Annotated in this window: 27 protein-coding genes; 14 read left to right on the forward strand and 13 right to left on the reverse strand. The window is 74.9% G+C overall.

Annotated elements, in window-relative coordinates; translation table 11 throughout:
• Positions 1-28 precede the first annotated feature (28 nt).
• Positions 29-430 carry a hypothetical protein gene (locus tag IE332_RS21330; RefSeq protein ID WP_189918784.1) on the reverse strand — a complete coding sequence of 134 codons (402 nt, stop codon included), beginning with the start codon at positions 428-430 and terminating at the stop codon, positions 29-31.
• 202 nt (positions 431-632) lie between these two features.
• Here IE332_RS21330 and IE332_RS21335 point away from each other — a divergent pair, with 202 nt between their 5' ends.
• The 4 genes from IE332_RS21335 (at position 633) to IE332_RS21350 (ending at position 4,218) form a co-directional block, all read left to right on the forward strand.
• Positions 633-1,244 (forward strand): TetR/AcrR family transcriptional regulator, encoded by a 612-nt coding sequence (locus tag IE332_RS21335; protein WP_189918786.1) that lies wholly within the window; start codon positions 633-635, stop codon positions 1,242-1,244.
• 27 nt (positions 1,245-1,271) lie between these two features.
• A complete protein-coding gene (locus IE332_RS21340) occupies positions 1,272-2,807 on the forward strand; it encodes an FAD-dependent monooxygenase (protein WP_189918788.1) in 1,536 nt (511 codons plus the stop codon).
• A gap of 185 nt (positions 2,808-2,992) precedes the next feature.
• Positions 2,993-3,649, forward strand: a complete 657-nt coding sequence (locus IE332_RS21345) for an NADPH-dependent F420 reductase (protein ID WP_189918790.1) — start codon at positions 2,993-2,995, stop codon at positions 3,647-3,649.
• A gap of 128 nt (positions 3,650-3,777) precedes the next feature.
• Complete coding sequence (locus tag IE332_RS21350; protein ID WP_189918792.1) at positions 3,778-4,218, forward strand: YchJ family protein; 441 nt, start codon at positions 3,778-3,780, stop codon at positions 4,216-4,218.
• A gap of 18 nt (positions 4,219-4,236) precedes the next feature.
• On the opposite strand, the gene IE332_RS21355 is transcribed toward IE332_RS21350, so the two are convergent.
• Complete coding sequence (locus IE332_RS21355; protein WP_229928775.1) at positions 4,237-5,226, reverse strand: polysaccharide deacetylase family protein; 990 nt, start codon at positions 5,224-5,226, stop codon at positions 4,237-4,239.
• 288 nt (positions 5,227-5,514) lie between these two features.
• On the opposite strand from IE332_RS21355, the gene IE332_RS21360 reads away from it, so the two are divergent.
• Positions 5,515-6,054, forward strand: coding sequence for a GNAT family N-acetyltransferase (locus tag IE332_RS21360; RefSeq protein ID WP_189918796.1), 540 nt, complete (start codon positions 5,515-5,517; stop codon positions 6,052-6,054).
• A 73-nt stretch (positions 6,055-6,127) separates the two neighbouring features.
• On the opposite strand, the gene IE332_RS21365 is transcribed toward IE332_RS21360, so the two are convergent.
• A complete protein-coding gene (locus tag IE332_RS21365) occupies positions 6,128-7,033 on the reverse strand; it encodes a carbohydrate kinase family protein (RefSeq protein ID WP_229928776.1) in 906 nt (301 codons plus the stop codon).
• A gap of 403 nt (positions 7,034-7,436) precedes the next feature.
• On the opposite strand from IE332_RS21365, the gene IE332_RS21370 reads away from it, so the two are divergent.
• The 3 genes from IE332_RS21370 (at position 7,437) to IE332_RS21380 (ending at position 9,969) form a co-directional block, all read left to right on the forward strand.
• Entirely contained in the window at positions 7,437-8,906 is a 1,470-nt protein-coding gene (locus tag IE332_RS21370) for a M1 family metallopeptidase (RefSeq protein WP_229928788.1), read from the forward strand.
• Between the two features lie 291 nt (positions 8,907-9,197).
• Positions 9,198-9,626 (forward strand): nuclear transport factor 2 family protein, encoded by a 429-nt coding sequence (locus IE332_RS21375; protein ID WP_189918802.1) that lies wholly within the window; start codon positions 9,198-9,200, stop codon positions 9,624-9,626.
• Between the two features lie 106 nt (positions 9,627-9,732).
• Positions 9,733-9,969 (forward strand): hypothetical protein, encoded by a 237-nt coding sequence (locus tag IE332_RS21380; protein ID WP_189918804.1) that lies wholly within the window; start codon positions 9,733-9,735, stop codon positions 9,967-9,969.
• Positions 9,970-10,023: 54 nt separating this feature from the next.
• Here the strand turns inward: IE332_RS21380 and IE332_RS21385 are convergent, their stop codons facing one another.
• The 5 genes from IE332_RS21385 to IE332_RS21405 all read right to left on the reverse strand — a co-directional run bounded on the left by IE332_RS21385 (position 10,024) and on the right by IE332_RS21405 (position 15,544).
• Entirely contained in the window at positions 10,024-11,640 is a 1,617-nt protein-coding gene (locus tag IE332_RS21385; RefSeq protein WP_189918806.1) for a sigma-70 family RNA polymerase sigma factor, read from the reverse strand.
• Positions 11,641-11,851: 211 nt separating this feature from the next.
• The gene (locus IE332_RS41930; RefSeq protein WP_268256594.1) at positions 11,852-12,826 is read right to left on the reverse strand and encodes a CAP domain-containing protein; all 975 of its coding nucleotides are present in this window, start codon (positions 12,824-12,826) and stop codon (positions 11,852-11,854) included.
• A gap of 115 nt (positions 12,827-12,941) precedes the next feature.
• A complete protein-coding gene (locus IE332_RS21395; protein ID WP_189918807.1) occupies positions 12,942-13,421 on the reverse strand; it encodes a GNAT family N-acetyltransferase in 480 nt (159 codons plus the stop codon).
• 288 nt (positions 13,422-13,709) lie between these two features.
• Positions 13,710-15,008, reverse strand: coding sequence for an MFS transporter (locus IE332_RS21400; protein WP_189918809.1), 1,299 nt, complete (start codon positions 15,006-15,008; stop codon positions 13,710-13,712).
• On the reverse strand, positions 15,005-15,544 hold the full coding sequence (locus IE332_RS21405; protein WP_189918811.1) for an ArsR/SmtB family transcription factor: 540 nt from the start codon (positions 15,542-15,544) through the stop codon (positions 15,005-15,007). The genes IE332_RS21400 and IE332_RS21405 overlap by 4 nt, the downstream gene beginning before the upstream one ends.
• 132 nt (positions 15,545-15,676) lie before the next feature.
• Between IE332_RS21405 and IE332_RS21410 the strand changes: the two genes are divergently transcribed.
• From IE332_RS21410 to IE332_RS21430, 5 genes are all read left to right on the forward strand, one after another.
• Positions 15,677-17,227 carry an ATP-dependent DNA ligase gene (locus IE332_RS21410; RefSeq protein ID WP_308437591.1) on the forward strand — a complete coding sequence of 517 codons (1,551 nt, stop codon included), beginning with the start codon at positions 15,677-15,679 and terminating at the stop codon, positions 17,225-17,227.
• Between the two features lie 215 nt (positions 17,228-17,442).
• Positions 17,443-17,661: a ferredoxin gene (locus IE332_RS21415; protein WP_189918815.1), complete on the forward strand. Its 219-nt coding sequence runs from the start codon at positions 17,443-17,445 to the stop codon at positions 17,659-17,661.
• Between the two features lie 130 nt (positions 17,662-17,791).
• A complete protein-coding gene (locus IE332_RS21420; RefSeq protein WP_189918817.1) occupies positions 17,792-19,006 on the forward strand; it encodes a cytochrome P450 in 1,215 nt (404 codons plus the stop codon).
• 158 nt (positions 19,007-19,164) lie between these two features.
• Positions 19,165-19,329, forward strand: a complete 165-nt coding sequence (locus tag IE332_RS21425) for a hypothetical protein (RefSeq protein WP_189918820.1) — start codon at positions 19,165-19,167, stop codon at positions 19,327-19,329.
• Between the two features lie 103 nt (positions 19,330-19,432).
• On the forward strand, positions 19,433-19,771 hold the full coding sequence (locus tag IE332_RS21430; RefSeq protein ID WP_189918822.1) for a hypothetical protein: 339 nt from the start codon (positions 19,433-19,435) through the stop codon (positions 19,769-19,771).
• Positions 19,772-19,796: 25 nt separating this feature from the next.
• On the opposite strand, the gene IE332_RS21435 is transcribed toward IE332_RS21430, so the two are convergent.
• The 4 genes from IE332_RS21435 to IE332_RS21450 form a co-directional block, all read right to left on the reverse strand.
• Positions 19,797-20,732, reverse strand: a complete 936-nt coding sequence (locus IE332_RS21435) for a hypothetical protein (protein WP_189918824.1) — start codon at positions 20,730-20,732, stop codon at positions 19,797-19,799.
• Between the two features lie 91 nt (positions 20,733-20,823).
• Positions 20,824-21,126 carry a DUF427 domain-containing protein gene (locus tag IE332_RS21440; RefSeq protein ID WP_189918826.1) on the reverse strand — a complete coding sequence of 101 codons (303 nt, stop codon included), beginning with the start codon at positions 21,124-21,126 and terminating at the stop codon, positions 20,824-20,826.
• A gap of 56 nt (positions 21,127-21,182) precedes the next feature.
• Positions 21,183-21,419: a DUF6296 family protein gene (locus tag IE332_RS21445; protein WP_189918828.1), complete on the reverse strand. Its 237-nt coding sequence runs from the start codon at positions 21,417-21,419 to the stop codon at positions 21,183-21,185.
• 25 nt (positions 21,420-21,444) lie between these two features.
• Entirely contained in the window at positions 21,445-21,681 is a 237-nt protein-coding gene (locus IE332_RS21450) for a DUF2277 domain-containing protein (protein WP_189918830.1), read from the reverse strand.
• A 153-nt stretch (positions 21,682-21,834) separates the two neighbouring features.
• Here IE332_RS21450 and IE332_RS21455 point away from each other — a divergent pair, with 153 nt between their 5' ends.
• On the forward strand, positions 21,835-23,094 hold the full coding sequence (locus tag IE332_RS21455) for an MFS transporter (RefSeq protein ID WP_189918832.1): 1,260 nt from the start codon (positions 21,835-21,837) through the stop codon (positions 23,092-23,094).
• On the opposite strand, the gene IE332_RS21460 is transcribed toward IE332_RS21455, so the two are convergent.
• Positions 23,091-23,636, reverse strand: coding sequence for a gamma carbonic anhydrase family protein (locus tag IE332_RS21460; RefSeq protein ID WP_189918834.1), 546 nt, complete (start codon positions 23,634-23,636; stop codon positions 23,091-23,093). The two genes, IE332_RS21455 and IE332_RS21460, sit on opposite strands and share 4 nt — an antisense overlap.
• Positions 23,637-23,773 lie beyond the last annotated feature (137 nt).

Genomic DNA, 23,773 nt, shown 5'->3' on the forward strand with positions numbered 1-23,773 from the left:
CCTCGTCGTTCGGGCCGCCCCTGGAACCTCAGCCCCGCAGGGCCGCCGGGACGACGGCGAACAGCGCGGCGGCGACGGTGACGGAGAGGCAGAGCGCCGCCCAGCGGGTGCAGATCCGGCGGCACTCGGCCCGGTAGCGGGCGGCCAGTCGGCGGCAGCGCTCCACCGCGCGGTCGACGACCTCCTCGGCGTAGCGCAGCCGGTCGGCGGTGTAGGCCTGTTCGAGGTTCTCCCGTTCCGCGGCCGGCAGCCAGGGGAACTGCGCGGCGAAGGCGCGGGCGTCCCGCTCGGCCGCCGCGACCTCCGCCTCCCAGGCCAGGTAGCCCTCGATCCGGGCGAACTCCACCCGGGAGTCCGCCCGGCGGGCGTTCCCGGCGGGCTTGCCCTGGCGGGGGTTCCGCGCGCGCGGCGGACGCTGCCTGCCACCCATGGCCGCTCCTCAAGTCCTGTCGGGCCGTCCCGCCGGAATGTGCGGGGCCGAACCCCCGGGCGGAATCGCTCCGCGATCAGGCAACTACTACCAGCGACAAATCGCAGGTGGCGAGCGGCTCGCCACGGCCCCGTACGCCGAGAAAAAGTTGCGCGCTACGCACTATTGCGCGTTGCGCACCTTTTGCCGGACAGTGGTGGCCATGACGACGGATCAACCCGGCCTGCGGGAACGGAAGAAGGCCGCGACCCGGGAGGCACTGAGCTGGGCCGCCCTGCGCCTGGCGGTGGAACGGGGACTGGAGAACGTCCGGGTGGAGGACATCGCGGCCGAGGCCGGGGTGTCGCCCCGCACGTACAACAACTACTTCTCCAGCAAGGCCGAGGCGATCGTCTTCCGGCACCGCGACCGCGTCCGGCGGGCCGCCGGAGCGCTGCGGGGACGGCCGGCCACCGAGCCGCTCTGGGAGGCACTGACCCGGGCCCTGCTCGAACCGTTCGGGGACACGGCCGAGCAGCCGCACCCGCGCTGGACCGCCGCCGTCCGGCTGCTGCTGAGCGAACCGGCGCTCCAGGCCGAGCTGTGGCGCGGCGGGGCCGAGGAGGCCCAGCTCGCGGCCGCCGTGGCCGCCCGGACAGGGACCGACCCGGACCGGGACCTCTACCCGAAGCTGGTCGCCGCGGCGGCCATGGCCGCGGTCAAGGCCGCCAACGACCAGTACCTGACCGCGGACCCGCCGGCGCCGTTCCAGCCGCTGTTCACCGAGGCGCTGCGCCTGCTGGCAGCCGGGCTGCCCGATCCGTCGACCCGATGAAACCGTCTTCTCAGAGGGGGACCCGAGATGATCCACGACGTCGCCGTCGTCGGCGCCGGTCCGAACGGGCTGATGCTGGCCTGCGAGCTGGCACTGGCCGGGATCCGTCCGGTGGTGCTGGAACGGCTGCCCGAACGCTCGCCGGCCCAGAAGGCCAACGGCCTCGTCGGCCAGGTGATCCGGTTGCTCGACCACCGGGGCCTGTACGAGCCGCTCGCCGGCCCGGGCACCCCGCGACCCGTGCCGCGCTTCGTGTTCGGCGCCTTCCCGCTGGACCTGCGACAGCTCGACGGCAACCCACTGTACGCACTGCCGGTGCCGCAGCACCGGATCGAGGAAGTCCTCGAGGAGCGCGCCCGCGGGCTCGGCATCGCCGTACGCCGCGGCTGCGAGCTCACCGGCCTCGCCCAGGACGCGACGGGAGTGACGATCGACTGCCAAGGCCCGGACGGTGACGGGCGGTTGCGCGCCCGCTACCTGGTCGGCGCCGACGGCGGACGCAGCACCGTCCGCAAGCTGGCCGGGATCGGCTTCCCCGGGGTCACCTCGCCCGACCCGGTCTCACGCATCGCGCACGTGCTGCTCCCGGAGGAGGTGCGCACCACCGACACCGGCGAGTTCCTGCTGCCCGGCTGCCCGACCCCGTTCCGACCGTTCACCCACACCCGTACCGAGCACGGCGTCTTCGTCATCGCCCCCTTCGGCCCGGACGCCACCATGGTCGCCACGTCGGAGTGGGGCGGCCCGACGCCCGCCGAGGAGAGCCCGCTCACCCTGGACGAACTGCGCGCCAGCATCCGCCGGGTGACCGGCGCCGACCTGGCGCTCACCCCGGCCCGCACGCCCGGCCCGCTCACCCCGCGCCGCCAGGTCGGCCACAACACCCGGCTCGCCGAACGCTACCGGCAGGGCCGTGTCCTGCTGGTCGGCGACGCCGCGCACGTGCACGCCGCGACCGGCGGCCCAGGCCTCAACCTCGGCCTGCAGGACGCCGCCAACCTCGGCTGGAAGCTCGCCGCCGAACTCTCCGGATGGGCCCCGCCCGGCCTGCTGGACAGCTACCACGACGAGCGGCACCCGATCGGCGAGCGGGTCTTCATGCACTCGCAGGCCCAGATGGCGCTGATGGCCCCGGGCCCCGGGACCACGGCGGTGCGCGCCCTGTTCGGCGAACTGCTGTCGCACCCGGACAACCTCGGCCGGATCGCCGCGCTGATGGCGGGCAGCGACATCCGCTACGACACCGGCTGCCCGCACCCGCTCGCCGGACGGTTCGCGCCGGACCTCGCGCTCGGCACCGCCGCCGGGCCCGCCCGGCTCGCCGAACTCGCCCGCACCGGACGCCCCTTGCTGCTCGACCTCGGCGGCGGCAAGCACGCGGACGGCGCGGCCGGGTGGCGGGACCGGGTGGACACCGTGGTCGCCGACTGCGCCGAACCGCCCGCCGGCGCCCTGCTGCTGCGCCCGGACGGGTACGTCGCCTGGGCGTCGGAAGCCGACGACCCCGATCCGGACGGCCTCGCCGAGGCCCTGCGCACCTGGTTCGGCGACGCCCGCGGCTGAGTCGCGACCACCGCTGCGCCACGCCCGCGGCTGAGTACGCGCACGTGGTCGCGATGTGCACCGATGTTCACCGTCGGGGGAAACACCTGATCCGGACCTTCCGGCGCGAGTGACGCCCGGTCAACTATGGTCGTCGCGGCCCGCCCCACCGGGGGCGGTCCTCCAACCGACGAGACGGGGAAACTGTGCGCATCGGAATCATCGGCACGGGCATGGTCGGGCAGACGCTGGGGAGCAAGCTGGTCTCGCTCGGCCACCAGGTGACGCTGGGATCCCGCGAGAAGGGCAACGAGAAGGGCCTGGCCTGGGCCGCGCAGGCCGGCCCCGACGCCCAGGCCGGGACCTTCGCCGAGGCGGCCGCCTTCGGCGAGGTGGTGCTGAACGCCACCGGCGGGACGGTCGCCCTGGCCGCGCTGCGGGCGGCCGGGGCCGAGCACCTCGCGGGCAAGCTGCTGATCGACGTCTCCAACCCGCTGGTCTTCGGTCCGGAAGGCCAGGTCAGCCTCGACCCGGTGAACACCGACAGCGTCGGCGAGCGCATCCAGCGCGAGTTCCCGGAGGCCCGGGTGGTCAAGGCCCTCAACACCATCAACTGCGAGCTGATGGTGGAGCCGGGCCGGCTGTCCGGCGAGCACAACCTCTTCGTCGCCGGCGACGACGCGGCGGCCAAGGCGGAGGCCGTCGCGCTGCTCGGCGGCTTCGGCTGGCCGGCCGAGTGGATCATCGACCTCGGGGACATCTCGGCCGCCCGGGCGACGGAGATGATGATGCCGCTCTGGCTCCGGATGATGCGGCACTTCGGCGACGCCGACTTCAACTACTCGTTCCGGCGCCCCGCGTAACGCACCGGGCCGCCCCCTCGGTGCGCCGAGGGGGCGGCCCGCGTCCACCGCGGGTCGCACGGGGCGGCGTACGGGGACCGGGCGGACCGGGGCCCCGGGCGGCGGTGGCCGCACCGCGGTGGGGGAGAATGGACCGCATGTCCCGACCTCGTTCCGAGCCCCGCGCCGCCGCGCCCCGGCTGCTGCCCTCCTCCCCCTGCCCGTGCGGCCTGCCCGCCGCCTACGGGGACTGCTGCGGCCGACTGCACCGCGGCCAGGCCGCCGCCACCACCGCCGAGTCGCTGATGCGCTCCCGGTTCAGCGCCTTCGCCGCGCAGGACGAGGCGTACCTGCTGCGCACCTGGCACCCGGACACCCGGCCCGCCGAGGTCGACTTCGACCCGGCGCTGCGCTGGACCCGGCTGGAGGTGGTCTCCACGACCGAGGGCGGCGCGTTCCACGCGGAGGGCACGGTCGCCTTCCGCGCGCACTGGACCGAGGGCACGGAGCAGGGCGTACTCGCCGAGCACAGCCGCTTCGTGCGGTACGAGGGCGCCTGGGTGTACCTCGACGCCCTCTCGCTCGGCTGAGCCGCCCCGCCCGGGGAACTACAGGTAGTCGTCCAGGCGGCCCAGGGTGAACCCGGCCGCGGTGACGTCGTTGACGACCTTGCGCAGCAGGTCCGGCATGGTCGCCTTCCAGATGTCGGTGCCCCGGAAGTGGGTCAGGATGATGTCGCCCGGGTGCAGCTGCCGGTCGTCGTAGCGCCACTCCATGTGGTCCGGGAAGGCCTCCTCGTTCCACAGCGGCACGGCCTGCACGCCGCAGGAGGCCGCCGCGCGCAGCGTCTCGTCGTTGTACTCGCCGTACGGCGGCCGGAACAGCCGGGGGCGGACGCCGATCTGCTGCTCCAGCTGGTCCTGCTGGTCGCAGATCTCCCGGCGCTGGGTCTCGTAGTCCAGGACCTTCAGGTTGCGGTGGTTGATCGTGTGGTTGTTGATCTCCACGCCCTGGGCGTGCATGTCGCGGAAGTAGCCGTAGTTCTCGCGGGCCAGGTAGTCGGAGACGAAGGCGCTGAACGGGATGCCCAGCTCCTCGGCCATCCTGGTGAACGCCGGGTCCTTCTCGGCGCCGTCGTCGACGGTCAGGAAGACCACCTTGTCGTCGGTCGGCACCCGGTAGACCACCGGCGGGCGGCCGTCCGCGAGCTTGACGCCCTGGACCGGGGTGAGCCGGGCCCTGGTCGCCGGGCGCGGCAGGGCCTTCAGCGGCGGGCGCTCCAGGCCCCAGCGCTGCGCGGTCTCCAGGGCGGTCCGGACGGCGGTCTCCTGGCGGGCGACCGCCTCGCTGCTGGCCTCCTCCTCCTGGCGGGCCAGACCGGGCAGCAGCGGCGGGGCCGCCGGCACGCGGGCCGCGCCGCGGTCGGCGGCCTCGACGGGCCCGCCGGGAGCCGCGGCCGCCTTGGGGGCGGGTGCCGCGTCCGTCCTGGCCGGCTCCGTCCTGGCCGGGGCCGCCCCGGGCGCGGCGGGGCCGGCCGGACCGGCGCAGCCGGCGAGGACGGCGGAGAGGCAGACGGTGGCCAGCAGGCCGTTCCGCACACCGCCCCGACGCTTCTGACTCCCCCTCAAACCCCCATTAGTCTGACAATCTGATGGTCTGTCCATAGCTGCACTGCTCCCCCGCCGTGCACCCCCTCCAATCCCCCCATCACCCGCGCGGGGCAACGGCGCGCCGGGGGCCTTGCCGTTCCTTTGCCGTCGGGAGCCGTCGGGAGCCGTCGGAAGCCGTCCGGAGCCGTCGGGAGCCGTCCGCCCGGGGACCGATGACGACGGCGAGGGCTCCGAAAACCGATTGCGACGGCCCGGCCGGAAGTGGATCATGCCCGCATGACCGACACCGCGCCTCGCCGTACCGACCTCTGGGCCGTCTCTCCGGCCGACGTGACCACACCCGAGGCCCTGGAGCTGCTGCGCGAGTACTACTACGACGTGGCCAACCGCTACTACCGCCTCCACCTCGGGCGGGAGGGCACCCCGGAGGAGCTGGAGTCCGGCCTGGCCGACTCCCCCAGCGACGACCTCACCGCGCCGGACGGCCTGTTCCTGATCGGCCGCCACGACGGCACCGCCCACTCCTGCGCCGGCCTGCGGCGGCTCGACGCCACCACCGTCGAGCTGACCCGGGTCTACGTCCGCCCCGGCCTGCGCGGCACCGGCGGCGGCGCCCGGCTGCTCGCCGCCGTCGACGAGGCCGCCCGCTCCCTCGGCGCCGAGCGGATCGTCCTCGACACCCGGCTCGACCTCGTCGAGGCCCGAGCGCTCTACCTCCGCCACGGCTACCAGGAGATCCCCGCCTACAGCAACGGCCCGTACGCCCAGGTCTGGTACGGCAAGGAGCTCACCGCGCCCGCCCGCCCGGCGAGTTGAGCGGCAGCGACGACCCGGCGGCCCTGGACGTGATCGCCGCGACGGTCCGGGTCTGCACCGCGTCGGAGTAGGGCTACTGGCCGTCCGTCAGGGCGGCCTCCAGCTCGGCCGCCGAGGGCGGGTTGGCGCCCGGGCGGGAGACGGTCAGGGCGGCGGCCGTCACCGCGTGGGAGAGGCAGGTCGTGAGGTCGGCGGCGGTCGCGCGGGTGTGCAGGAGGGCGGCCATGAAGGAGTCCCCGGCGCCCACGGTGTCCGCCACCGCGACCGGGACGGCCGCCGCCCCGACCCGCTCACCCTCCGCGCTGCGGGCGAACGCGCCCCCGGCGCCGAGGGTCACCGCGACCACGGCGGGGCCGAGGGCCAGCCAGCGCTCGGCGACCGCGTCCGGGCGCTCGCCCGGGTACAGCCAGGCCAGGTCCTCGTCGCTCGCCTTGACCAGGTCGCTCAGGGCCACGCAGCGCTCGACCCGCCGGACGGCCTCGGCCCGCTCCCCCATCAGCGCGGGGCGCACATTGGGGTCGTAGCTGATCTCCGCCCGATCGCGCCACCGCTCCACCAGCGCCAGCACCGCCGCGGCGCCCGGCTGGGTGACCGCGCCGATCGAGCCGATGTGGACCGCGGTGGGCGCCTCCGCGAGCTCGGCCGCCGCCACTGCGGTGAACGGCAGCGTCCAGCCGATGTCGAAGGCGTACTCGGCCCGCCCGTGCCCGTCCAGCCGGACCACGGCCGTGGGCGTCCGCTCGACCTCGGCGGCCCGTACCCGCACGCCCGCCGACTCCAGGTGCGCCCGGATCAGCCGGCCGTCGGCGTCCGGTCCGAGCTCGGTGAGCAGCGTGGCCCGGCGGCCCAGCCTGGCCAGGCCGTACGCGACGTTCGCGGGGCTGCCACCGGGGTGCACCCGGTCCGGGGCGCCATCCGTACGGACGATGTCGGCCACGCACTCGCCGATCACCAGTACGTGCGAAGCTGGGCTGGTCACGGCGGCTCCTGGCATCCGGTGGGGCGTCGGCTGGGCCGCCAGCCTACGGGGTGCGTCCGGGTGGGGCGCCAGGGCATGGAAGTACGGCCGCCGGACCTGGCCAGGTCTCCGGCGGCCGTGGCCCCGTCCGTCAGGGGACGAAGCACTTCCGACGTTAGACCGTGCCCGGGGGCCGCGCCATCACCGTGGGCCGTCCGGGGGACGACGGAGTGTCGCCCGCTCCCTGTTCGCCGTTCCCCCTTGATCTCCGAATCGCGCCCGGCGGCGCCCGGCGGTCCACTAGCATCCGTGCGCGGTCTTCCTGTCCCGGCGGCTCCCGCACCCGCTCCCCGCTGCTGAAATGCGGTGATCGCCCTTGCCCAGGCCCCGTACCGGTCTCCTCCTGTCGCTCGCGTTCAGCGCGGTGCTGCTGTCCGCGAGCGTTCCGACGGCCGGCGCCGTCGACGGGCTGGGCGATCCGGTCTTCCCCACGCTCGGGAACACGGGGTACCGGGCGCTCGCCTACGACCTGGCCTTCGACTACCGGGCCGACAGCCGCACGGTGGACGCCACCGCCGTGATCACCGCCCGGCCCGACCGCACCCTCGCCCACCTGGACCTGGACGCGCTCGGACTGTCCGTGCGCGCCGTCCGGGTCGACGGCCGCCCGGCCGGCTTCGCCACCCACGACGAGAAGCTGACCGTCACCCCGGCCAGGCCGTTCCGCCGGGGCGTCACCACCGAGGTGACGGTCGAGTACACCGCCGATCCGCGGGCCGCGCTGCCGCACACGGGCTGGGTCCCCACCCCGGACGGCTTCGCGGTGGCCGGCCAGCCCAGGAGCGCGCACACCGTGTTCCCGTGCAACGACCACCCCGGCGACAAGGCGCGGTTCACCATCGCGGTGACCGCCCCGGACGGCCTGCTGGGCGTCGCCGGCGGCGAGTTGGCGCGGACCGAGCGGCACGGCGACGGCCGCACCACCCGCCGGTACGTCTCCGCCGAACCGATGGCCACCGAGGTGGTGCAGGTCTCGGTCGGCGACTACACCGTCCGCGAGCGCACCGGACCGCACGGGCTGACGCTGCGCGACGTCGTGCCGACCGCCCGCGCCGCCGAGCTGGAACCCGCGCTGGACCTCACCGCCGACCAACTCAGCTGGGCCGAGGCGCACCTGGGGCGCTTCCCGTTCCGGACCTACGGCCTCATGCCGGCCAACACCGACGACCCCGCCGCGTTCGCGTTCACCGGCCTGGAGACCCAGACCCTGACCCTCTACAAGCCGAACTTCCTGCGCCAGCCGGAGGCGGCGATCGGCTCGCACATGATGCACGAACTGGTGCACTCCTGGTTCGGCGACAGCGTCTCCCCCGCCCGCTGGTCCGACCTCTGGCTGAACGAGGGTCACGCCGACTACTACGGCCTGCTCTACCGCTACGAGCGCGGCTGGCCGGACAGCGCGGGCCACACCACCCTGGTCGACCGGATGCGCCAGGTCTACGGCCTCGGCGACCAGTGGCGCCACGACTCCGGGCCGGTCGCCGCCCCGGACGCCGCCGACCTCTTCGACAGCCAGCGCTACACCGGCGGGACACTGGTGCTGTTCGCGCTGCGCGAGAAGGTCGGCGCCGACACCTTCGACCGGATCGAACGCACCTTCCTGAGCCGCTTCCAGTACGGCAACGCGACCACCGAGGACTACGTGCGCACCGCCTCCGAGGTGTCCGGGCAGGACCTGGGCGGGTTCCTCCACGACTGGCTGTACGGGCTGCGCACACCTCCGATGCCTGGGCACCCGGACTGGACGGTGGCGCCCGTCGGCGCGGGAGCCGCTCCGGGCGAGGCCCGGGCGGCGGACGGGACGGGGGTGGCCCGGGGCTCCGGAACGCTCTGACGGCGCGACCGGGGCGGCTGTCGCACGCCCCGGCGCACCGGTGTGCGTCCGGTCGCGGCGTGCGCGCCCTGACCGGCAGGGGCTGGTGGGGCCATGGTGGTTCCCACGGCCCGCCCGCCGTCCGGCCTGAGTCCCGGCCGGCGCGCGGGCCGTCCAGCTCTCGGCCGCCCGACTGTCCGCCGCCCGGTCGCCGTCCGCCCGTCCGCGTCGGCCCGAGCCCGATTGTCAGTGGCCGCTGCTAGCGTTCCCCACACGATCGAGGAACGGTCGTGGAGCGAACGGGGGCTGTCCATGGGTGTCGAGCTGAGGGAGTTCGGGGTCGGGGTCTACGACCGCTGGACGGCGCTGTGGAACGGCGAGTTGGAGCTGGCCGAGAAGATCATGGCGCCCGACTTCACCCTGCGGTACACGCAGGCGGGGTCGGAGGTGTTCGACGAGGTGCGGACGCCGGCGGGGCTGGCCGAGGTGATCCGGCAGTGGCACGCCAAGCGGTCGGAGCTGCGGTTCGCGGCCGAGGGCGTCGCGGTGGTCGACCTGGAGTCGGTCGACGGGGTGGTGTCGGGTCTGGTGGCCCGGCCGTACCTGGCGAGCTTCTCCGACGGCGAGGGCGGAGTGGTGGCGCGCAGCGGGACGGACACCCTGCGGATCGAGGACGGGCTGATAACCGAGGTGTGGTCGGTCTCCTCCGGCTCCGCCGGGCGGACCTTCTACCGCGCCTGACGCACCGTCTGCGCGTGCGTGCCGGAGGTGCGCGACGGGGGGTGTGCGGGGCGGCACGCGCGGGCCGTTCCCGTAACCCTTCCGGCGCAGCGTCGTTGGACCGGCCATGAAGAAGCGCAGCATGCTCGCCGTCGCCTCGCTCGCCGTGGGTGTCGTGGCCTCCCTCACCGCGCCCAGTGCGCACGCCAGCGCCGTGGGCGGCCAGGAGGGACTGCCCGGGCCGCTGAGCAGCGCGCCCGACGTGGTGCCGGGCCAGGTCGGCGACGCGGGCGGGGTCGTCGGCCAGGCCACGGGCTACGTGACCGGCTCGGCGGACGGGCTGGTCGGGGTCACCCCCGCCTAGTCCCGTCCGCTCCGCTCCGCTCCGTTCCGGTGCTGTCCGCTCCGGGCGGGCTGTTCAGGACATCGGCGCTCCGAGGTCCTGGGTCCAGTAGGGGGTGCCGGCCTGGCTGGTCGCGAGGCCGACGCCGATGTCCTTGAAGCCGCAGTCGAGCATGTTCGACTGGTGGATGCCGCCGTCCATCCAGCGGGTGAAGACGGCGGCCGGGGTGGTCGGGCCCCGGTCGAGGTTCTCGCCCCACTGGGACCAGCGATAGCCGGCGGCGGTGATCCGGGCGTCGGTGCGGACACCGTCCGGGTTGACGTGGTCGAAGAAGCCGCGGGTGGCCATGTCGTCCGCGTGCTTCTGGGCGGCGCTGTGCAGCCTGGGGTCGATCCGCAGCGGGGCGCAACCGGCCTTGGCGCGTTCGGCGTTGACCAGGTCCACCAGCTGGCGCTCGGGGTTGGGCGCCGGCGGGGCGCTGATGGTCCGGGTCGCGGTCGGTGTGGCGGTGGGCGTCGGGGTCTGGGTCGGGGTCTCCGTGGGCGTCGGGGTGGGCGCCGGCGAGGGGACGACGGCCACGGGTGCGGCCGCGACCGTCGGGGTGTCCCGGGCGGCGACCGGGGCGGTCGTCTCCGGCCCGACCACCTGCGGCGGCTCGCCGTGCTGCGGCCAGACCAGCGCGAGGGTGGTCACGGCCACCGCGGCGGCCGCGCCGCTCACCAGGACGGCCTTGCGGGCCGCGGTGCCGGCCCAGCCCCCGTGTGCTCCCGCACCGGCGTGCGCGCCCGCTCCCGTGCCGGAGCCGGCTCCCGTACCCGAACCGAGTCCGGCACCCGAGCCGGCTCCGGCCGCGGCGCTCTGGGCAGCGGTCTGGGCAGCCACGGTGGCGGCGGTGTGCTGGAAGTGGAGCAGGAGGGGCGAGCCGAGCGGGATCGGCACCAGCACGAGGCCGGCCAGCAGGGCCTCGGCGGGGTAGAGGTCGCGGCCGAGGCCGTCGCAGCCGGCGCAGCTGCGGATGTGGCGGGCGATCCGCTTGCGCCAGACCGAGTTCGGGGTGCCGTCGAAGCCGGCGGTGAGTTCGGTCAGGTCGGGGCAGCGCGGGTAGGCGCCGAGCGCGCGGACGACGACGCGGCCGGCTTCGAGCTGCTTCTTCATCCGCTGGACGCGGACGGCGGTGTGCGCCGTGCTCAGGTCGAGGGCCTCGGCGAGCTCGGCGCGGGTGAGGTCGCCCGCGGCCTCCAGCCACCACAGCGAGAGCAGTTCGCGGTCGTCCGGATCGAGCCAGCGGGTCGCCTCGGCGACCTCGCGGCGCTGGCCGGAGAGGCCGAGCCGCAGGATGGTGAGGTCGGTGAAGTCGGCCCTGGGGTCGGCGACCTCCCAGGTCTCGTCCAGTCCGCCGACGGCCTGCTGCTGGCCGGCCGCGTGGCGGCGACGGATCTGGTTCATGGTGATGGCGACCAGCCAGGACCGGAAGGACTCCGGGTCGCGGAGCCCGTCCAGTCCGTCGAGGGCGCGGATCATGGTCTCCTGCGCGACGTCGTCCACGTCGGCGTGGCCGCCGAGGGCGCGGCCGGCCACGTTGTAGACGAGCGGCAGCCAGGTGGCGACCAGCGCCTCCTGGGCCTGCCGGTCGCCGGCCTGCGCCGCGAGCACCAGGGTGCTCCCGGTCCTGTTCTGCACATCAGCGTTCATGGTCCGCACTCCGAATTGCCGTGTTTCCGTCCGCCGCTGCCTCCTCGGAGACCTGTGGGGAGTGATCAGATAACAACAATGTGCGCGGAATCGGAAAATCGGACCGCCCCGGGGCCCGGAACGGGGCCACGGGTCAGGTCACGGGTCAGGCCGGGCGGGCGGGTCGGGGGTACGTGGAAGCGGGTCGGGCCGGTTGCCGGGCCGGGCTCGGTCAGGCCGGGGCGGCGAACACCTGGGTCCACCACGGGCCGCCCGACCCGGTCCGCACACCCACCCCGAGCTGCTTGAACGAGCAGTTCAGGATGTTGGCGCGGTGACCGGGGCTGTTCATCCAGGCGTCCATCACGGCGGCCGGGTCCTTCTGCCCGCGGGCGATGTTCTCGCCCCAGGTGCTCCAGCGGTAGCCGGTCGCCTCGATCCGGTGGTCGGCGTGGTAGCCCTCGGGGCTCGCGTGGTCGAAGTAGTTGCGGTCGGCCATGTCGTCACTGTGCGACTGGGCCGCGGTGGCCAGCCTGGGCTCGGCGGCGACCGGCCCGCAGCCGGCCTTGGCGCGCTCGGCGTTGACCAGGTCCACGACCGCCTGGGCGTCGGAGGGAGCCGCGCCACCGCCCACCGGGGCGGTGGCGGTGCGCCGGGCGGTGGTCGGCGCGGCGGCCGCCGTCCTGGACGCGCTCGCGGTCGCCTTGGCGGCGGAGGCCGAGGCGGTGGGGGTCGGGGTCGGGGTCGGGGTGGCGGTGGCCGAGGCCGTCGGGGTGGCCGGGGCGGTGGCGGTGGGCGTGGCCAGGGCGCTCGGGGTGGCGGCCGGGTCGGTCGTGCTCGGCCCGGCCGACGGCACCGCCGCGCCCAGGTCCGCGCCCCCGGCGCCGGGGACCTGGATGCCCTCGTGGGTGCCGATCTCGGCGGCGATCAGCGCGTCGGCGGCCATCGCCTGGCCCATGGTGTCCCGGTCGGTCTGCTTGCCGCCGTACGCCGCGTAGCCGGCGCCGGCCAGCGCGGCGATCAGCCCCGTCCCGGCGACCGCCGCGACGACGGCGGTGACCGGCACGAACCCGCCGCGCCGCCCCCGACGGCCCCGCCCGGCGTGCCGGTCGGCGGCCCGCCGCGCGGCCCGGCCACCGGCCCGGCCACCCGTGCCGCCGTCGTCACCGGTCGCCGGGAGGATGGTCGTCCTGTCGTCGCTGTTCACGTCGTCACACTTTCTGCTCCGGGGCCGGCTGTCGGGTGCCGACACCTGGGAGACCTCCCGGCGGCGCGCCGATAACAGAAAGTCCGAACGAATGTCCGGCGGGACGGTCACGTCCTCAGCGCACCGCGGTGTCCGGGGCCATGTCGTAGGTGAGGAACGGGGTCCGGGTGGCGACCTGGTCGTACTTGGCGCGGGCCCGGTAGTTGGTCTCGGAGGTGATCCAGCGGACGGTGACCCAGCCGCGCTCGGCGGCGATCTCCCGCAGCCGGGCCAGCAGCAGGTCCACCGCCCCGCCGCCGCGCACCTCCGGCGCGACGAAGAGATCGTCCAGGAAGCACCCGACGGCTCCGTGCAGCGGCCGGGCGAACGGCCGGTAGTGGGCGAGGCCGACCGGCCGCCCCTCGCCGTCCCGGACCAGCAGCCCGTCCAGCTCGTGGGCCGGATCCCGGAGCCAGGACCACACCAGCTCCGCCTTCTCGTCCGGGCACGGCACCCGGTAGAAGTCGCAGTACCCGCGGAAGAGTTCACGCCAGGCGGCGAACTCGTCGGCCTCGGGCGCGCCGACGCTCCAGCGGTCGGCGGGGGTGCTGCTCATCTCGGTCTCCTCGGGGTCACGGCGTTTCGCGGCCCCCAGCATGACGCCCCGTCGCCCCGCCACCGATCTCCACCCCGGCCAAGACCGCCGGCCCCGCGCTCCACTCCGGCACGTGGCAGCCGGGCGGTGCCGGAGCGGTCCCGAGGGGGTGGGCCACCCGCCGTCGGTCCGGGGGCATCCCGGCGGAGCCGAGGACGACGGGGATTGACGGGGATCGACGGGGATGCGCCTGGCCACCCGGGAACGCCGGGCTTGGGCTCGGCGCTGGCTCGACGGCCTCGCGAAGCCTCAGACGGCGACCGCCTCAACGGGCTCCCGGGATTCCGGGCGGTCCGGAGCAGCGGCCGGAGCGGTGGCCTGGGCGGCGGCACGCAGCGCCGCCTCGACCCGGCGGTTGTTGGTCATGGTCGACGTGACGGCGGTCATGGTGAGGAGGAGGCCGGCGGCGGTGTAGAGCGGGGTGCGCACGTCGAAGGCGGTGGCCAGCCAGCCGCCGAGGAAGGCGCCGAACGGGGCGGCGCACATGCTCAGCATGCGGGAGGTGGAGGCGACCCGGCCCATCAGGTGGGCGGGGACGATCGACTGTCGGAGGGAGGGGGCCAGCACCATCGTGGCGCCCATGCCCGCTCCGCAGACGGCGAGCGCGAGGCCGGCGACGTACGGGTTCGGGGCGGCGGCGAGGCCCAGGATGGCGAACCCCTCGACCGCGGCCGTGCAGGTGAGCGCGGCGCCGGTGCCGAGCCGTCGGCCGAGGAAGGAGGCGATGCCCGCGCCGAGCAGGCCTCCGGCGGCCTCCGCCGTGAGGAGCAGGCCGAAGCCGAAGGTGTCGGTGCCGAGACGGTCGTGCGCGAAGAGGGCGAGTACGGTCTCCACGCCGAGGAAGGCGATGTTCCCGACCGCCGGACGTAGTGCGAGCCCGAGCAGCAGCCGGTCCCGGAACACGTACGAGGCGCCGGCCCGCGCCTGCCGCAGCAGCGACTCACCCGCCTGCGGTACGGGCCGGGGCGCGGCGGGCAGCGACCGTACGAGCAGTGCGGAGAGCGCGAACGAGACCGCGTCGGCGAGCAGCGGGACCGCCCGCCCGAGCGCGAGCAGGGCGCTGCCCGCGGGCGGCCCGGCGAAGCCGGACGCGGCGGTCTGGGTGCCGCGCAGACGGGAGTTGGCGCGCTCCAGGAGCGCGGGGTCGCGGCCGAGCAGATCCGGCAGGTAGGCCGTGGCGGCCGTGTCGAAGAAGAGCCCGCCGAGGCCGAGCAGGAAGGCGACGGCGGCGAGCAGTGGAATGCTCAGCACGTCGAGCGCGGCCGCCGCCGCCGGTATCGCGAGCAGCACCGCGCGGGCCGCGTCCGCGATCCACATCGTGCGCCGGCGGTCCCAGCGGTCCACCAGCGCACCGCCGAGCACGCCGAAGAGCAGCCACGGCAGTGTTCCGGTGGCCGTGACGACGGCGAGCGCCATCGGATCCCGCGTCAAGGTCAGCGCGAGCAGCGGCAGCGCGGCGTGCATCACCCCGTCACCGAGCGAGGACACCGTCTGCGCGGTCCACAGCCGTCCGAATCCGGTCGGCAGCTTCTGTGTCTCCGAGGTCACTTGGCTTCCCCCTCGGCCTGCTCGCGGGTCGCCGGGTGGAACAGTGCGAAGACGAGTGACGCGTCCGGGAGCGACGGGTCGGACAGCTCCCGGTACTCGTCCGCCAGGGCCTGCAGCCGCGCCCCCAGCTCCGCGAACTGCTCCTCGGTGAGCCGCAGGTGCGCCATCCGTACGTGCCGCTCGCCGTCCGCCGGCGATGCCTCCAGGTCCGCCACCGCGTGCCGCATCAGCACGTCCGGCCCTCCCTCGCCCGGGGCCGGCAGCACGATCGACCGGGCGGCCATCGCGTAGTACCGCTCGGTGACCCCCCGGACCTTGCGCGTCCGCACCACCTTCACCAGCCCGGCCCGTTCGAGCAGCCGTACGTGGTAGCTGGAACTCCCCTTCGCGAGGCCCACTCGCTCGGCGATCTGGGTGATCGTCGCGGGCTCGAAGCGGAGCACGGCCATGATCCGGTGGCGCGTGAGGTTGGAGACGGCGCGTAGTTGCTCGTCCGTGGTGACGTGGAACGTCTCGGGAAGATCATCGGTAGGCATGGCTCCAATGGTCAACACTTCTTGACCATTGCGCAAGGGGGTTTTCCCGGTTTTCCGGAATCGGCTGCCCGGAATCCGCTGCCCGGGCGACGGCCCGCGGGGGCGGGGATGCTGGGTGGAGGAGGTGGTGGTGTGTCCGGATTGCTGCGGTTGGCGGAGGTGTCGCGGGCGGTGGCCGCGGAGCCGGGGCGGCGGGCGAAGACGGGACTGCTGGCGGGCTGTCTGCGGGAGTTGGGCCCGGCGGAGGCACCGGCCGCGGTGGCGCTGCTGTCCGGGGAGTCGCAGCGGCTGCGGACGGGGGTGGGGCCGGCGGCGCTGCGGGGCCTGCCGGGGCCGGCCGGGGAGGCTTCGCTCGGGGTGCGGGAGGTGGAGCGGGAGCTGGAGCGGATCGCGGGCGTGCACGGCGCCGGGTCGCAGACCGAGCGGCGGCGGTTGCTGCACGGGCTGTTCGCGCGGGCGACCGGGGTGGAGCAGGGGTTCCTGCGGGCGGTGCTGGTCGGAGACCTGCGGCAGGGGGCGCTGGACGCGGTGGTCGGGGACGCGGTCGCGCAGGCGGCCGAGGTGCCGGCGACGGCGGTGCGGCGGGCGCTGATGTTCCGGGGTTCGGCCCGGGCGGTCGCGGAGGCGGCGCTGACCGGCGGAGCGCCGGCGCTGGCGGAGTTCCGGCTGGAGGTGGGGCGGGCGGTGCGGCCGATGCTGGCCGCCTCCGCACCGGACGTCGCCTCCGCGCTGGAGCGCACCGGCCCGGCCGCGATCGAGTGGAAGCTGGACGGGATCCGGGTGCAGGTGCACCGGGACGGCGGGGAGGTCGCGGTGTTCACCCGCAGCCTGGACGACATCACCGCGCGCGTCCCCGAGGTGGTGGAGGCCGCGCTGGCGCTGCCGCTGCGCTCGGCGGTGCTGGACGGCGAGGCGATCGCACTCGGCCCGGACGGGCGGCCGCGCCCGTTCCAGGAGACCGCCGCGCGCGCCGCGGCCCGGCGGGATCCGGAACGGCTGCGTGCCGAAGTCCCGCTCAGCGTGCACTTCTTCGACCTCTTGCACCGGGACGGCGCGGACCTGGTGGACCGGCCGGGCCGGGAGCGCTGGGCGGCGCTGGCCGGGGCGGCGCCGCCGGAACTGCGGGTGGCCCGCACCGAGACCGGGGACCGCGAGCGGGCGCTGACCTTCTTCCGCGACACCCTGGCCCTGGGCCACGAGGGCGTGCTGGTCAAGGACCCGGCGGCCCCGTACGCGGCCGGACGGCGCGGCGCCGGCTGGATCAAGGTGAAGCCCCGGCACACCCTCGACCTGGTGGTGCTGGCCGCCGAATGGGGCAGCGGACGGCGGATCGGGTTCCTCAGCAACCTGCACCTGGGCGCCCGGGCGGCGGACGAACCGGGGCTCGGCCCCTGGGTGATGCTCGGCAAGACCTTCAAGGGCCTCACCGACGAGACGCTCGCCTGGCAGACCGCCGAACTGCTGGCCCGGGAGACCGAGCGGGACGCCTGGACGGTACGGGTGCGCCCGGAGCTGGTGGTGGAGATCGCCTTCGACGGCCTGCAGCGCAGCCCCCGCTACCCGGCCGGCCTCGCCCTGCGGTTCGCCCGGGTGGTGCGCTACCGGCCGGACAAGGGCGCCGCCGAGGCCGACACCGTCACGACCGTCCGGGAGATCGCCGCCGCCGAGGGCCTGTCCCCCTGAGCTCGCCGCCAGACCCGAGGGCGGACTCCGACGAATCTGATGGAGATTCAAACCTGTTGTGCCCCACGGATGTTGCGACAGGGGCCGAATCGGCCATTCTCGGCGATCCCGCCACCGCACCCTCCGTGGACGGAGGAGCGGCGGGTTAGGTTGGCAATGACAACGAGAGGCGGCCGCCGGGCAGCCGGCGGCGCACTGGCGAGAGGTGCCCGACCATGCGGGTGAACATCGACCGGGACCGCTGCTGCAGCTCCGGGATGTGCGTCATGAACGTTCCCGAGGTGTTCGACCAGGACGACCAGGACAGTCTGGTGAGACTCCGTCAGACCACCTTCCGGCCCGAGCAGTTCGACGATCTACGACTGGCCTCCCAGCTCTGCCCGGGCGGCGCGATCACCGTCACCGAGGACGAGTCCTCCGGGCCCACCGGCTGACGCGGAGGAGCACCACCACGTACCACCACGTACCACCACGTACCACCACGTACCACCCGAACCGCCGTGACGGCACGCCAGTCACCCCACCCCCCCACCGGAGCACACCGCCACGCGAGGAGACCCCGCCTTGACGAGCACACCGACCACCCCCGCCGTCCGGCTGCCGGCCCCGCACTCCGCCGGCTGCCTCTTCAACCCGCCGCCCGCGTACACCGAGGCGGCCGCCGCCGGCCCGCTCACCCGCGCCGACCTGCCCGGCGGCGAGTCCTGCTGGCTGGCCACCGGCTACGCCGAGGTCCGTACCGTGCTGTCCGACCGCCGGTTCAGCGCGGACCTGCGCCACCCGAACTTCCCCTTCCTGGTCGCCGGCGCCCGGGAGCTCGTCACCGACAACCCGGCCTTCCTGCGGCTGGACGACCCCGAGCACGCCCGCCTGCGCCGGATGGTCACCGGGGACTTCCTGGTCAAGCGGGTCGAGGCGATGCGCCCGGCCGTCCAGCGGATCGTGGACGAGGCGCTGGACGGGATGACCGCCGGCCGTACGGAGGCGGACCTGGTGGCCGACTTCGCGCTACCCGTCCCCTCCCTGGTGATCTGCCTGCTGCTCGGCGTCCCGTACGAGGACCGCGAGTTCTTCCAGGACGTCAGCCGGACGCTGCTCAACAGCACCAGCACCGTGGAGCGGCTCCGGGAGGCCCAGGACGAGCTGCTGGACTACCTGCGGGGCCTGGCGGCCCGCAAGCGGGAGCGGCCGGAGGACGACATCCTCAGCCGGCTCGCCACGCGCGACGACCTGACCCCGGACGAAGCCGCCGCCACCGGCCTCCTGCTGCTGATCGCCGGGCACGAGACCACCGCGAACATGATCTCGCTGTCCACGGCGCTGCTGCTGGACCGACCGGAGCAGGTCGCCAGGCTGGCCGACCCGGCCGCGCTGCCCGGCGCGGTGGAGGAGCTGCTGCGGCTGCTCACCATCGTGCACACCGGGGTGCCCCGGGTGGCGCTGGAGGACGTGGAGCTGGGCGGCACCACGGTCAGGGCCGGGGAGGGCGTGATCGCGATGCTCTCCACCGCCAACCGGGACGAGACGGTGTTCGGCGGCGCCGACCGGCCGTCCACCGACGAGCTGGACCTGGACCGGGACGCCCGCCGGCACGTGGCCTTCGGCTTCGGCGTGCACCAGTGCCTCGGCCAGCCGCTGGCCCGCGCCGAGCTGCAGATCGCCCTGGCCACCCTGTTCGGGCGGCTGCCCGGCCTGCGGCCGGCCGTCCCCCGCGCGGAGCTGGCGTTCCGGACGGACTCGTTCATCTACGGGATGCGGTCACTGCCCGTGACCTGGTGACCCCGCCCGGTCGGGGCCGGGCGGCGGAAGGCGGCGATCCGGTCACCCGGCTGGCCCCGGCGCCGGGGCGGGGGCAGGCTGGAGGGGCAGAGAGACACCCGGCCCAGCCGTGCCGCCGAACCGGCGCGCCCGGACCGGCCGAGGAGACGGAGCCCGCGATGACCGACATGAGCGAACGGTTCGAGGTGAGCACCGACCAGGACGAGGACGTTCGCGCCGCGGATCCCGAGGAGGGCATCACCTCGATGCAGAACCTGCACGCGCAGGACACCTCCCAGGCGGAGGGCGACGCGATGCTGGACGAATCCGACCGACTCGACTGACCGTCCGCCGTACCGACTCGACCGCCCGGTCCCACCGGGCGGTCGCCGCGACCGCAGGTGTCGCTGCCCGGGTGGCGACGCACCGGCGGGGGAGGATAGGCGCATGACCGAACACGACCAAGGCAATCGGCAGGCCCGGCCGCCAACGGACCCGCGCGCGTCGTGGGCGACCTGGACCACCCAGTCGATCATCAGCGGCCCCGGCGGGGTGACCACCGCCGAGGTCGGCCCGATCTCCGGTGACCTCACCGTGCACACCACCTGGGTGGACGGCGAAGCGCGGCTGACCGTGCAGTACACCGGCGCGCTGGACTGGTACACGGTGTCCGGCAGCCCGGTCCCCGCGGCCGACGAGATCACCGCGCGGGCGATCCACCAGGCGATGGTGAACGGCGTCAAGGCGGGCCGGGGCGCGGCCGCCCCGCCGCCGCTCACGACGTAGCCGGCCACACCCGGTGGGCGGGGGTCTACTCCGTCGAATCCGAACCCGAAGCCGAGCCCGAACCCGACCCTGAATCCGCATCCGAATCCGGCAGCGTCGAGCCCGAACCCGGGACCGTCGAGCCCGGCACCACCGGCCCGGCCGCGGCCCAGTAGGCGCGGTCGGCCGGCGGCCGGGCGCGCAGGTCCGCCCGGACCTCGTCGGCCAGCCGTCGGGTGTCCCGGCGGTTCATCGTGGCGCCGATGCCCGCGCCGACCAGCAGCGGGGTCAGCGACGGCAGGTGGCGCAGCGTGCTGCGGGTGAGCCGGCGGCGCACCTGCTGGCGCACCTCCGCGCCGATCGCCAGCGCGGCGAACCCGGCCGGCCGCACCAGCAGCGTCGCGTCGATCCCGCGGCGGTTGGCCCAGGCGCCGAGGTAGGCGCCGGCCCGCTGGGTCACGCTGCCCTGCGCGGGGACGCCGTAGACCTCGTGCAGCTCGGCGATCAGCTTGATCTCCACGGCCGCGACCGCCAGCGTCTCGGCGGCGATCTCGGCCGGCATCGCGGGCGGCACCGGCATCATCGCCGCCGCGCCGACACCCGCGCCGAGCGCGCCGGAGGCCCGGACGGCGCCGGTGACCAGGAGGTCGGCCAGCTGCTCCGGGGAGGCCGCGCCCGGGTGCTGTGCCCGCAGGGTCGCGAGGTCGCGCACCGGGATCCGTGGCGCGGCCCGCACCAGCTGCTCGGTGAGGGCCTTGCCGCCGTACGCGGCGCCCCGGGCGGCGGCCTTCCCGCCGTTGCCCAGCAGCCGGGCGGCGTGCACCACCACGGCCCGGCCGCGGCCGCGCTGCCTCGCCGCGTACTCGGCCACCGGCCCCTTGCCGACGGGCTGCTCGGACTCCTCGACCAGGTCGGCGAGCTGCTCGCCCAGGTCCGCCTCGGGGACGGGCCCGGGGCGCTTCGGTCTGCGGAAGACTGCCATGGGGATCACGTACCCCCGCGGCCCGGGGGCTACGCGGTGCCCCCCGCCGACCCGGTGACCTCGACCCGACCCGGTGACGTCGACCGACGGCTCAGGCGACGTCGACCGGCGACTCGGTGACGTCGACCCCGCGCCAGAACGCCACCCGGCCGCGCACGTGCTCGGCCCCGGGCATCGGGTCGGGGTAGAACCAGGCGGCGTCGGGGTTGCTCCGCCCGTCCACCTCCAGGGTGTAGTAGCCGGCGGTGCCCTTCCAGCCGCACACCGTGGTGGTGCCGGAGGGCCGCAGGTACTCGGCGCGGACGGATTCGGCCGGGAAGTAGTGGTTGCCCTCGACGACGACGGTGTCCGCGCTCTCGGCGATCACGACGCCCTGCCAACTCGCTGTGGTCATGCGGTGATTGTGCCCGATGAACGATCACCGTGGCCATGGGTGCGGGAGGACCGCGGTCAGGGCAGCGGGTGGGCGTGGACCGGCAGGTGCGGGGTCTGGTGGCCGCCGCTGGCCAGCATCCGGACCTCACCGGAGTCGCTGATCTCGGCCCGGACGATACCGCTCTCGTCCTCGTACACCGGGTGGCCGCCCGGGCCGGTCGCACTGGTGCGGGTGACCACGACGACGTCCTGCGGGGCCTGGGTGCCGGGGGTGCCCGGGAAGGTGAGGGCGTAACGCTTTTCGGGGTTCATCGGCAGTTCCTGTTCCCTCTCGCCGTCACCCGGCGGCCTCGGCGGCCCGGGCGTGCGAGCCACGGACCTCCAGGTCGGCGAGCAGCCGGGCGGTGGCCTCGGCGACCGCGTCCACGGCCCGGTCGAAGGCCTCCCGGTTGTGCGCGGCCGGGGCGCGGAAGCCGGAGACCTTGCGGACGTACTGCAGCGCCGCGGCGCGGAAGTCGTCCTCGTCGGCGTCGGGCGTGACGGGCGGTCGCAGCGTCTTGATGTTGCGGCACATGCACCCAGTCTCGCGCGCGCGGGCCGTCCCGGCGACCCCCTTTCGTCACATTCGCCTCATGGGGGCGACATCCGGGCAGATTAGGATTCCGGACGAACGAATTCATCCGCCGCGCGCTCCCCCGGTCGCCGCCATCACCCCGGAGTCACCCCCTTGCCTCTCGCGCTGCTCGCGCTGGCCGTCACCGCGTTCGCCATCGGAACCACCGAATTCGCCGCCATGGGGCTGCTCCCCCAGGTCGCCGACGGGCTCCACGTCTCCATCCCGCAGGCGGGCTGGCTGATCTCGGCGTACGCGCTGGGAGTCGTGATCGGCGCGCCGCTGCTCACCGCACTGGCCGCCGGACGGCCGCGCAAGGCGGTGCTGGTGGCGCTGGCCGGACTGTTCACCGTCGGCAACCTGCTGTGCGCACTGGCCCCGGACTTCTGGACGCTGGCCGCCGCCCGGCTGATCACCGGGCTGCCGCACGGCGCCTTCTTCGGCGCGGGCGCGGTGGCCGCGGCCGAACTGGCCGCGCCGAATCGGCGGGCCCGGGCGGTGGCCGTGATGTTCTCCGGGCTGACCGTCTCCAACATCGTCGGCGTCCCCGCCGCCACCCTGCTCGGCCAGCACCTGGGCTGGCGGGCGACCATGCTGGTGGTGGTGGTGATCGCGGCCGCCGGGACACTCGCCATCGCCAGGCTGGTGCCCGCCCTGCCCTCCCCCGCCCAGTCCGGGCTGAGGCACGAACTGCGGGCCTTCCGCAGCGGGCAGCTGTGGCTGGCGCTGGCCACCGTGGTGGTCGGCTGCGGCGGCTTCTTCGCCTGCTACAGCTACATCGCGCCGCTGCTCACCGAGGTCTCCGGGTACGCGACCGGCTCGGTGACACTGGTGCTGGCGCTGTTCGGGGTCGGGATGACGATCGGCAACGTGCTCGGCGGTTTCGCCGCCGACCGGGCGCTGCGGCCGACCGTCTGCGCGGCCTTCGTGCTGCTCGCCGCCACCCTGGCGCTGTTCGCGGTGACCGCGCACGCCCGGTGGTCGGCCGCCCTGACGGTGCTGCTGGTCGGACTGTTCGGCTTCGCGATCGTGCCGCCGGTGCAGACCCTGGTGATGCAGAAGGCGCGCAGCGCGCCGACGCTCGCCTCCGCCACGGTGCAGGGCGCCTTCAACCTCGCCAACGCCCAGGGCGCCTACCTCGGCGGGCTGGCCCTGGACGCCGGGCTCGGCTGGACCTCCCCGACGCTGGTGGGCTCGGGCCTGGCCGCCTCGGGCGCGCTGGTCGCGGTACTCGCCTGGGCACTCGACCGGCGCCGGCCCGCCCCGGCGGCGGTGGAACCGGCTGTGGTGGTACCTGCCGAGGCGGAACCGGCTGTGGTGGCACCAGCCGAGGCGGAGACGGCACCGGCGGCGGCCGCGATGACGACCGCCTAGCTCTCCGAGAGGCCGGCGGACGGCTGGATCTCCCGGTGGGCGTCGGCCAGCAGCAGGTAGCCCTCGCCGTTGAGCTTGATGCCCGCGCGCTCCTCCTCGCTGAGTTCGCGACGGACCTTCGCCGGGACGCCCGCGACCAGCGAGCCGGGCGGGACCACCATGCCCTGCGGGACGACCGCGCCGGCCGCGACCAGCGAGCCGGTGCCGATCCGGGCGCCGTTCAGCACAGTGGCGTTCATCCCCACCAGCACGTCGTCCTCCACCGTGCAGCCGTGCAGCACCGCGTTGTGGCCGACCGAGATCCGCTCGCCGACCACCAGCGGGAAGCCGGGATCGGCGTGCAGGGTGCAGTTGTCCTGGATGTTGCTGCCCGCGCCGACGGTGATCGACTCGGCGTCGCCGCGCAGCACCGCGCCGTACCAGAGGCTGGCGCCGGCGGCGACGGTCACGTCCCCGACCACGACAGCGTTCGGCGCCACGAAGGCACCGGGGTCGACGGCGGGCACCCGGCCCCCGACTGCGGCGATCAGCGGCTCTGCCATGTCTCGTCCTCCTGGCGACGGTGGGCCGTGGTGTCGCCGGTCAGCGTAGGGGGTCGGTCACGGGGCCGTGCGGGCGAGGCCGGGTACGGCTCCGGGTTCCGCAACGACGACAACTGCGACAGCAGCGTGCGGCTACG

Origin of the sequence: Kitasatospora xanthocidica (assembly GCF_014656195.1) — a bacterium.
In the GTDB taxonomy this organism is placed as follows: Bacteria; Actinomycetota; Actinomycetes; order Streptomycetales; family Streptomycetaceae; genus Kitasatospora; species Kitasatospora xanthocidica.

Excerpts from the sequence above, each read along its gene's own strand:
- IE332_RS21395 (WP_189918807.1), bottom strand. The coding sequence starts at position 13,421 with ATGAGCAGCACCCCCGCCGACCGCTGGAGCGTCGGCGCGCCCGAGGCC.
- IE332_RS21335 (WP_189918786.1), top strand. The coding sequence starts at position 633 with ATGACGACGGATCAACCCGGCCTGCGGGAACGGAAGAAGGCCGCGACC.
- IE332_RS21375 (WP_189918802.1), top strand. The coding sequence starts at position 9,198 with ATGGGTGTCGAGCTGAGGGAGTTCGGGGTCGGGGTCTACGACCGCTGG.
- IE332_RS21405 (WP_189918811.1), bottom strand. The coding sequence starts at position 15,544 with ATGCCTACCGATGATCTTCCCGAGACGTTCCACGTCACCACGGACGAG.
- IE332_RS21460 (WP_189918834.1), bottom strand. The coding sequence starts at position 23,636 with ATGGCAGAGCCGCTGATCGCCGCAGTCGGGGGCCGGGTGCCCGCCGTC.
- IE332_RS21435 (WP_189918824.1), bottom strand. The coding sequence starts at position 20,732 with ATGGCAGTCTTCCGCAGACCGAAGCGCCCCGGGCCCGTCCCCGAGGCG.
- IE332_RS21380 (WP_189918804.1), top strand. The coding sequence starts at position 9,733 with ATGAAGAAGCGCAGCATGCTCGCCGTCGCCTCGCTCGCCGTGGGTGTC.
- IE332_RS21350 (WP_189918792.1), top strand. The coding sequence starts at position 3,778 with ATGGACCGCATGTCCCGACCTCGTTCCGAGCCCCGCGCCGCCGCGCCC.
- IE332_RS21450 (WP_189918830.1), bottom strand. The coding sequence starts at position 21,681 with ATGTGCCGCAACATCAAGACGCTGCGACCGCCCGTCACGCCCGACGCC.
- IE332_RS21425 (WP_189918820.1), top strand. The coding sequence starts at position 19,165 with ATGACCGACATGAGCGAACGGTTCGAGGTGAGCACCGACCAGGACGAG.
- IE332_RS21445 (WP_189918828.1), bottom strand. The coding sequence starts at position 21,419 with ATGAACCCCGAAAAGCGTTACGCCCTCACCTTCCCGGGCACCCCCGGC.
- IE332_RS21330 (WP_189918784.1), bottom strand. The coding sequence starts at position 430 with ATGGGTGGCAGGCAGCGTCCGCCGCGCGCGCGGAACCCCCGCCAGGGC.
- IE332_RS21440 (WP_189918826.1), bottom strand. The coding sequence starts at position 21,126 with ATGACCACAGCGAGTTGGCAGGGCGTCGTGATCGCCGAGAGCGCGGAC.
- IE332_RS21340 (WP_189918788.1), top strand. The coding sequence starts at position 1,272 with ATGATCCACGACGTCGCCGTCGTCGGCGCCGGTCCGAACGGGCTGATG.
- IE332_RS21360 (WP_189918796.1), top strand. The coding sequence starts at position 5,515 with ATGACCGACACCGCGCCTCGCCGTACCGACCTCTGGGCCGTCTCTCCG.
- IE332_RS21430 (WP_189918822.1), top strand. The coding sequence starts at position 19,433 with ATGACCGAACACGACCAAGGCAATCGGCAGGCCCGGCCGCCAACGGAC.
- IE332_RS21415 (WP_189918815.1), top strand. The coding sequence starts at position 17,443 with ATGCGGGTGAACATCGACCGGGACCGCTGCTGCAGCTCCGGGATGTGC.
- IE332_RS21385 (WP_189918806.1), bottom strand. The coding sequence starts at position 11,640 with ATGAACGCTGATGTGCAGAACAGGACCGGGAGCACCCTGGTGCTCGCG.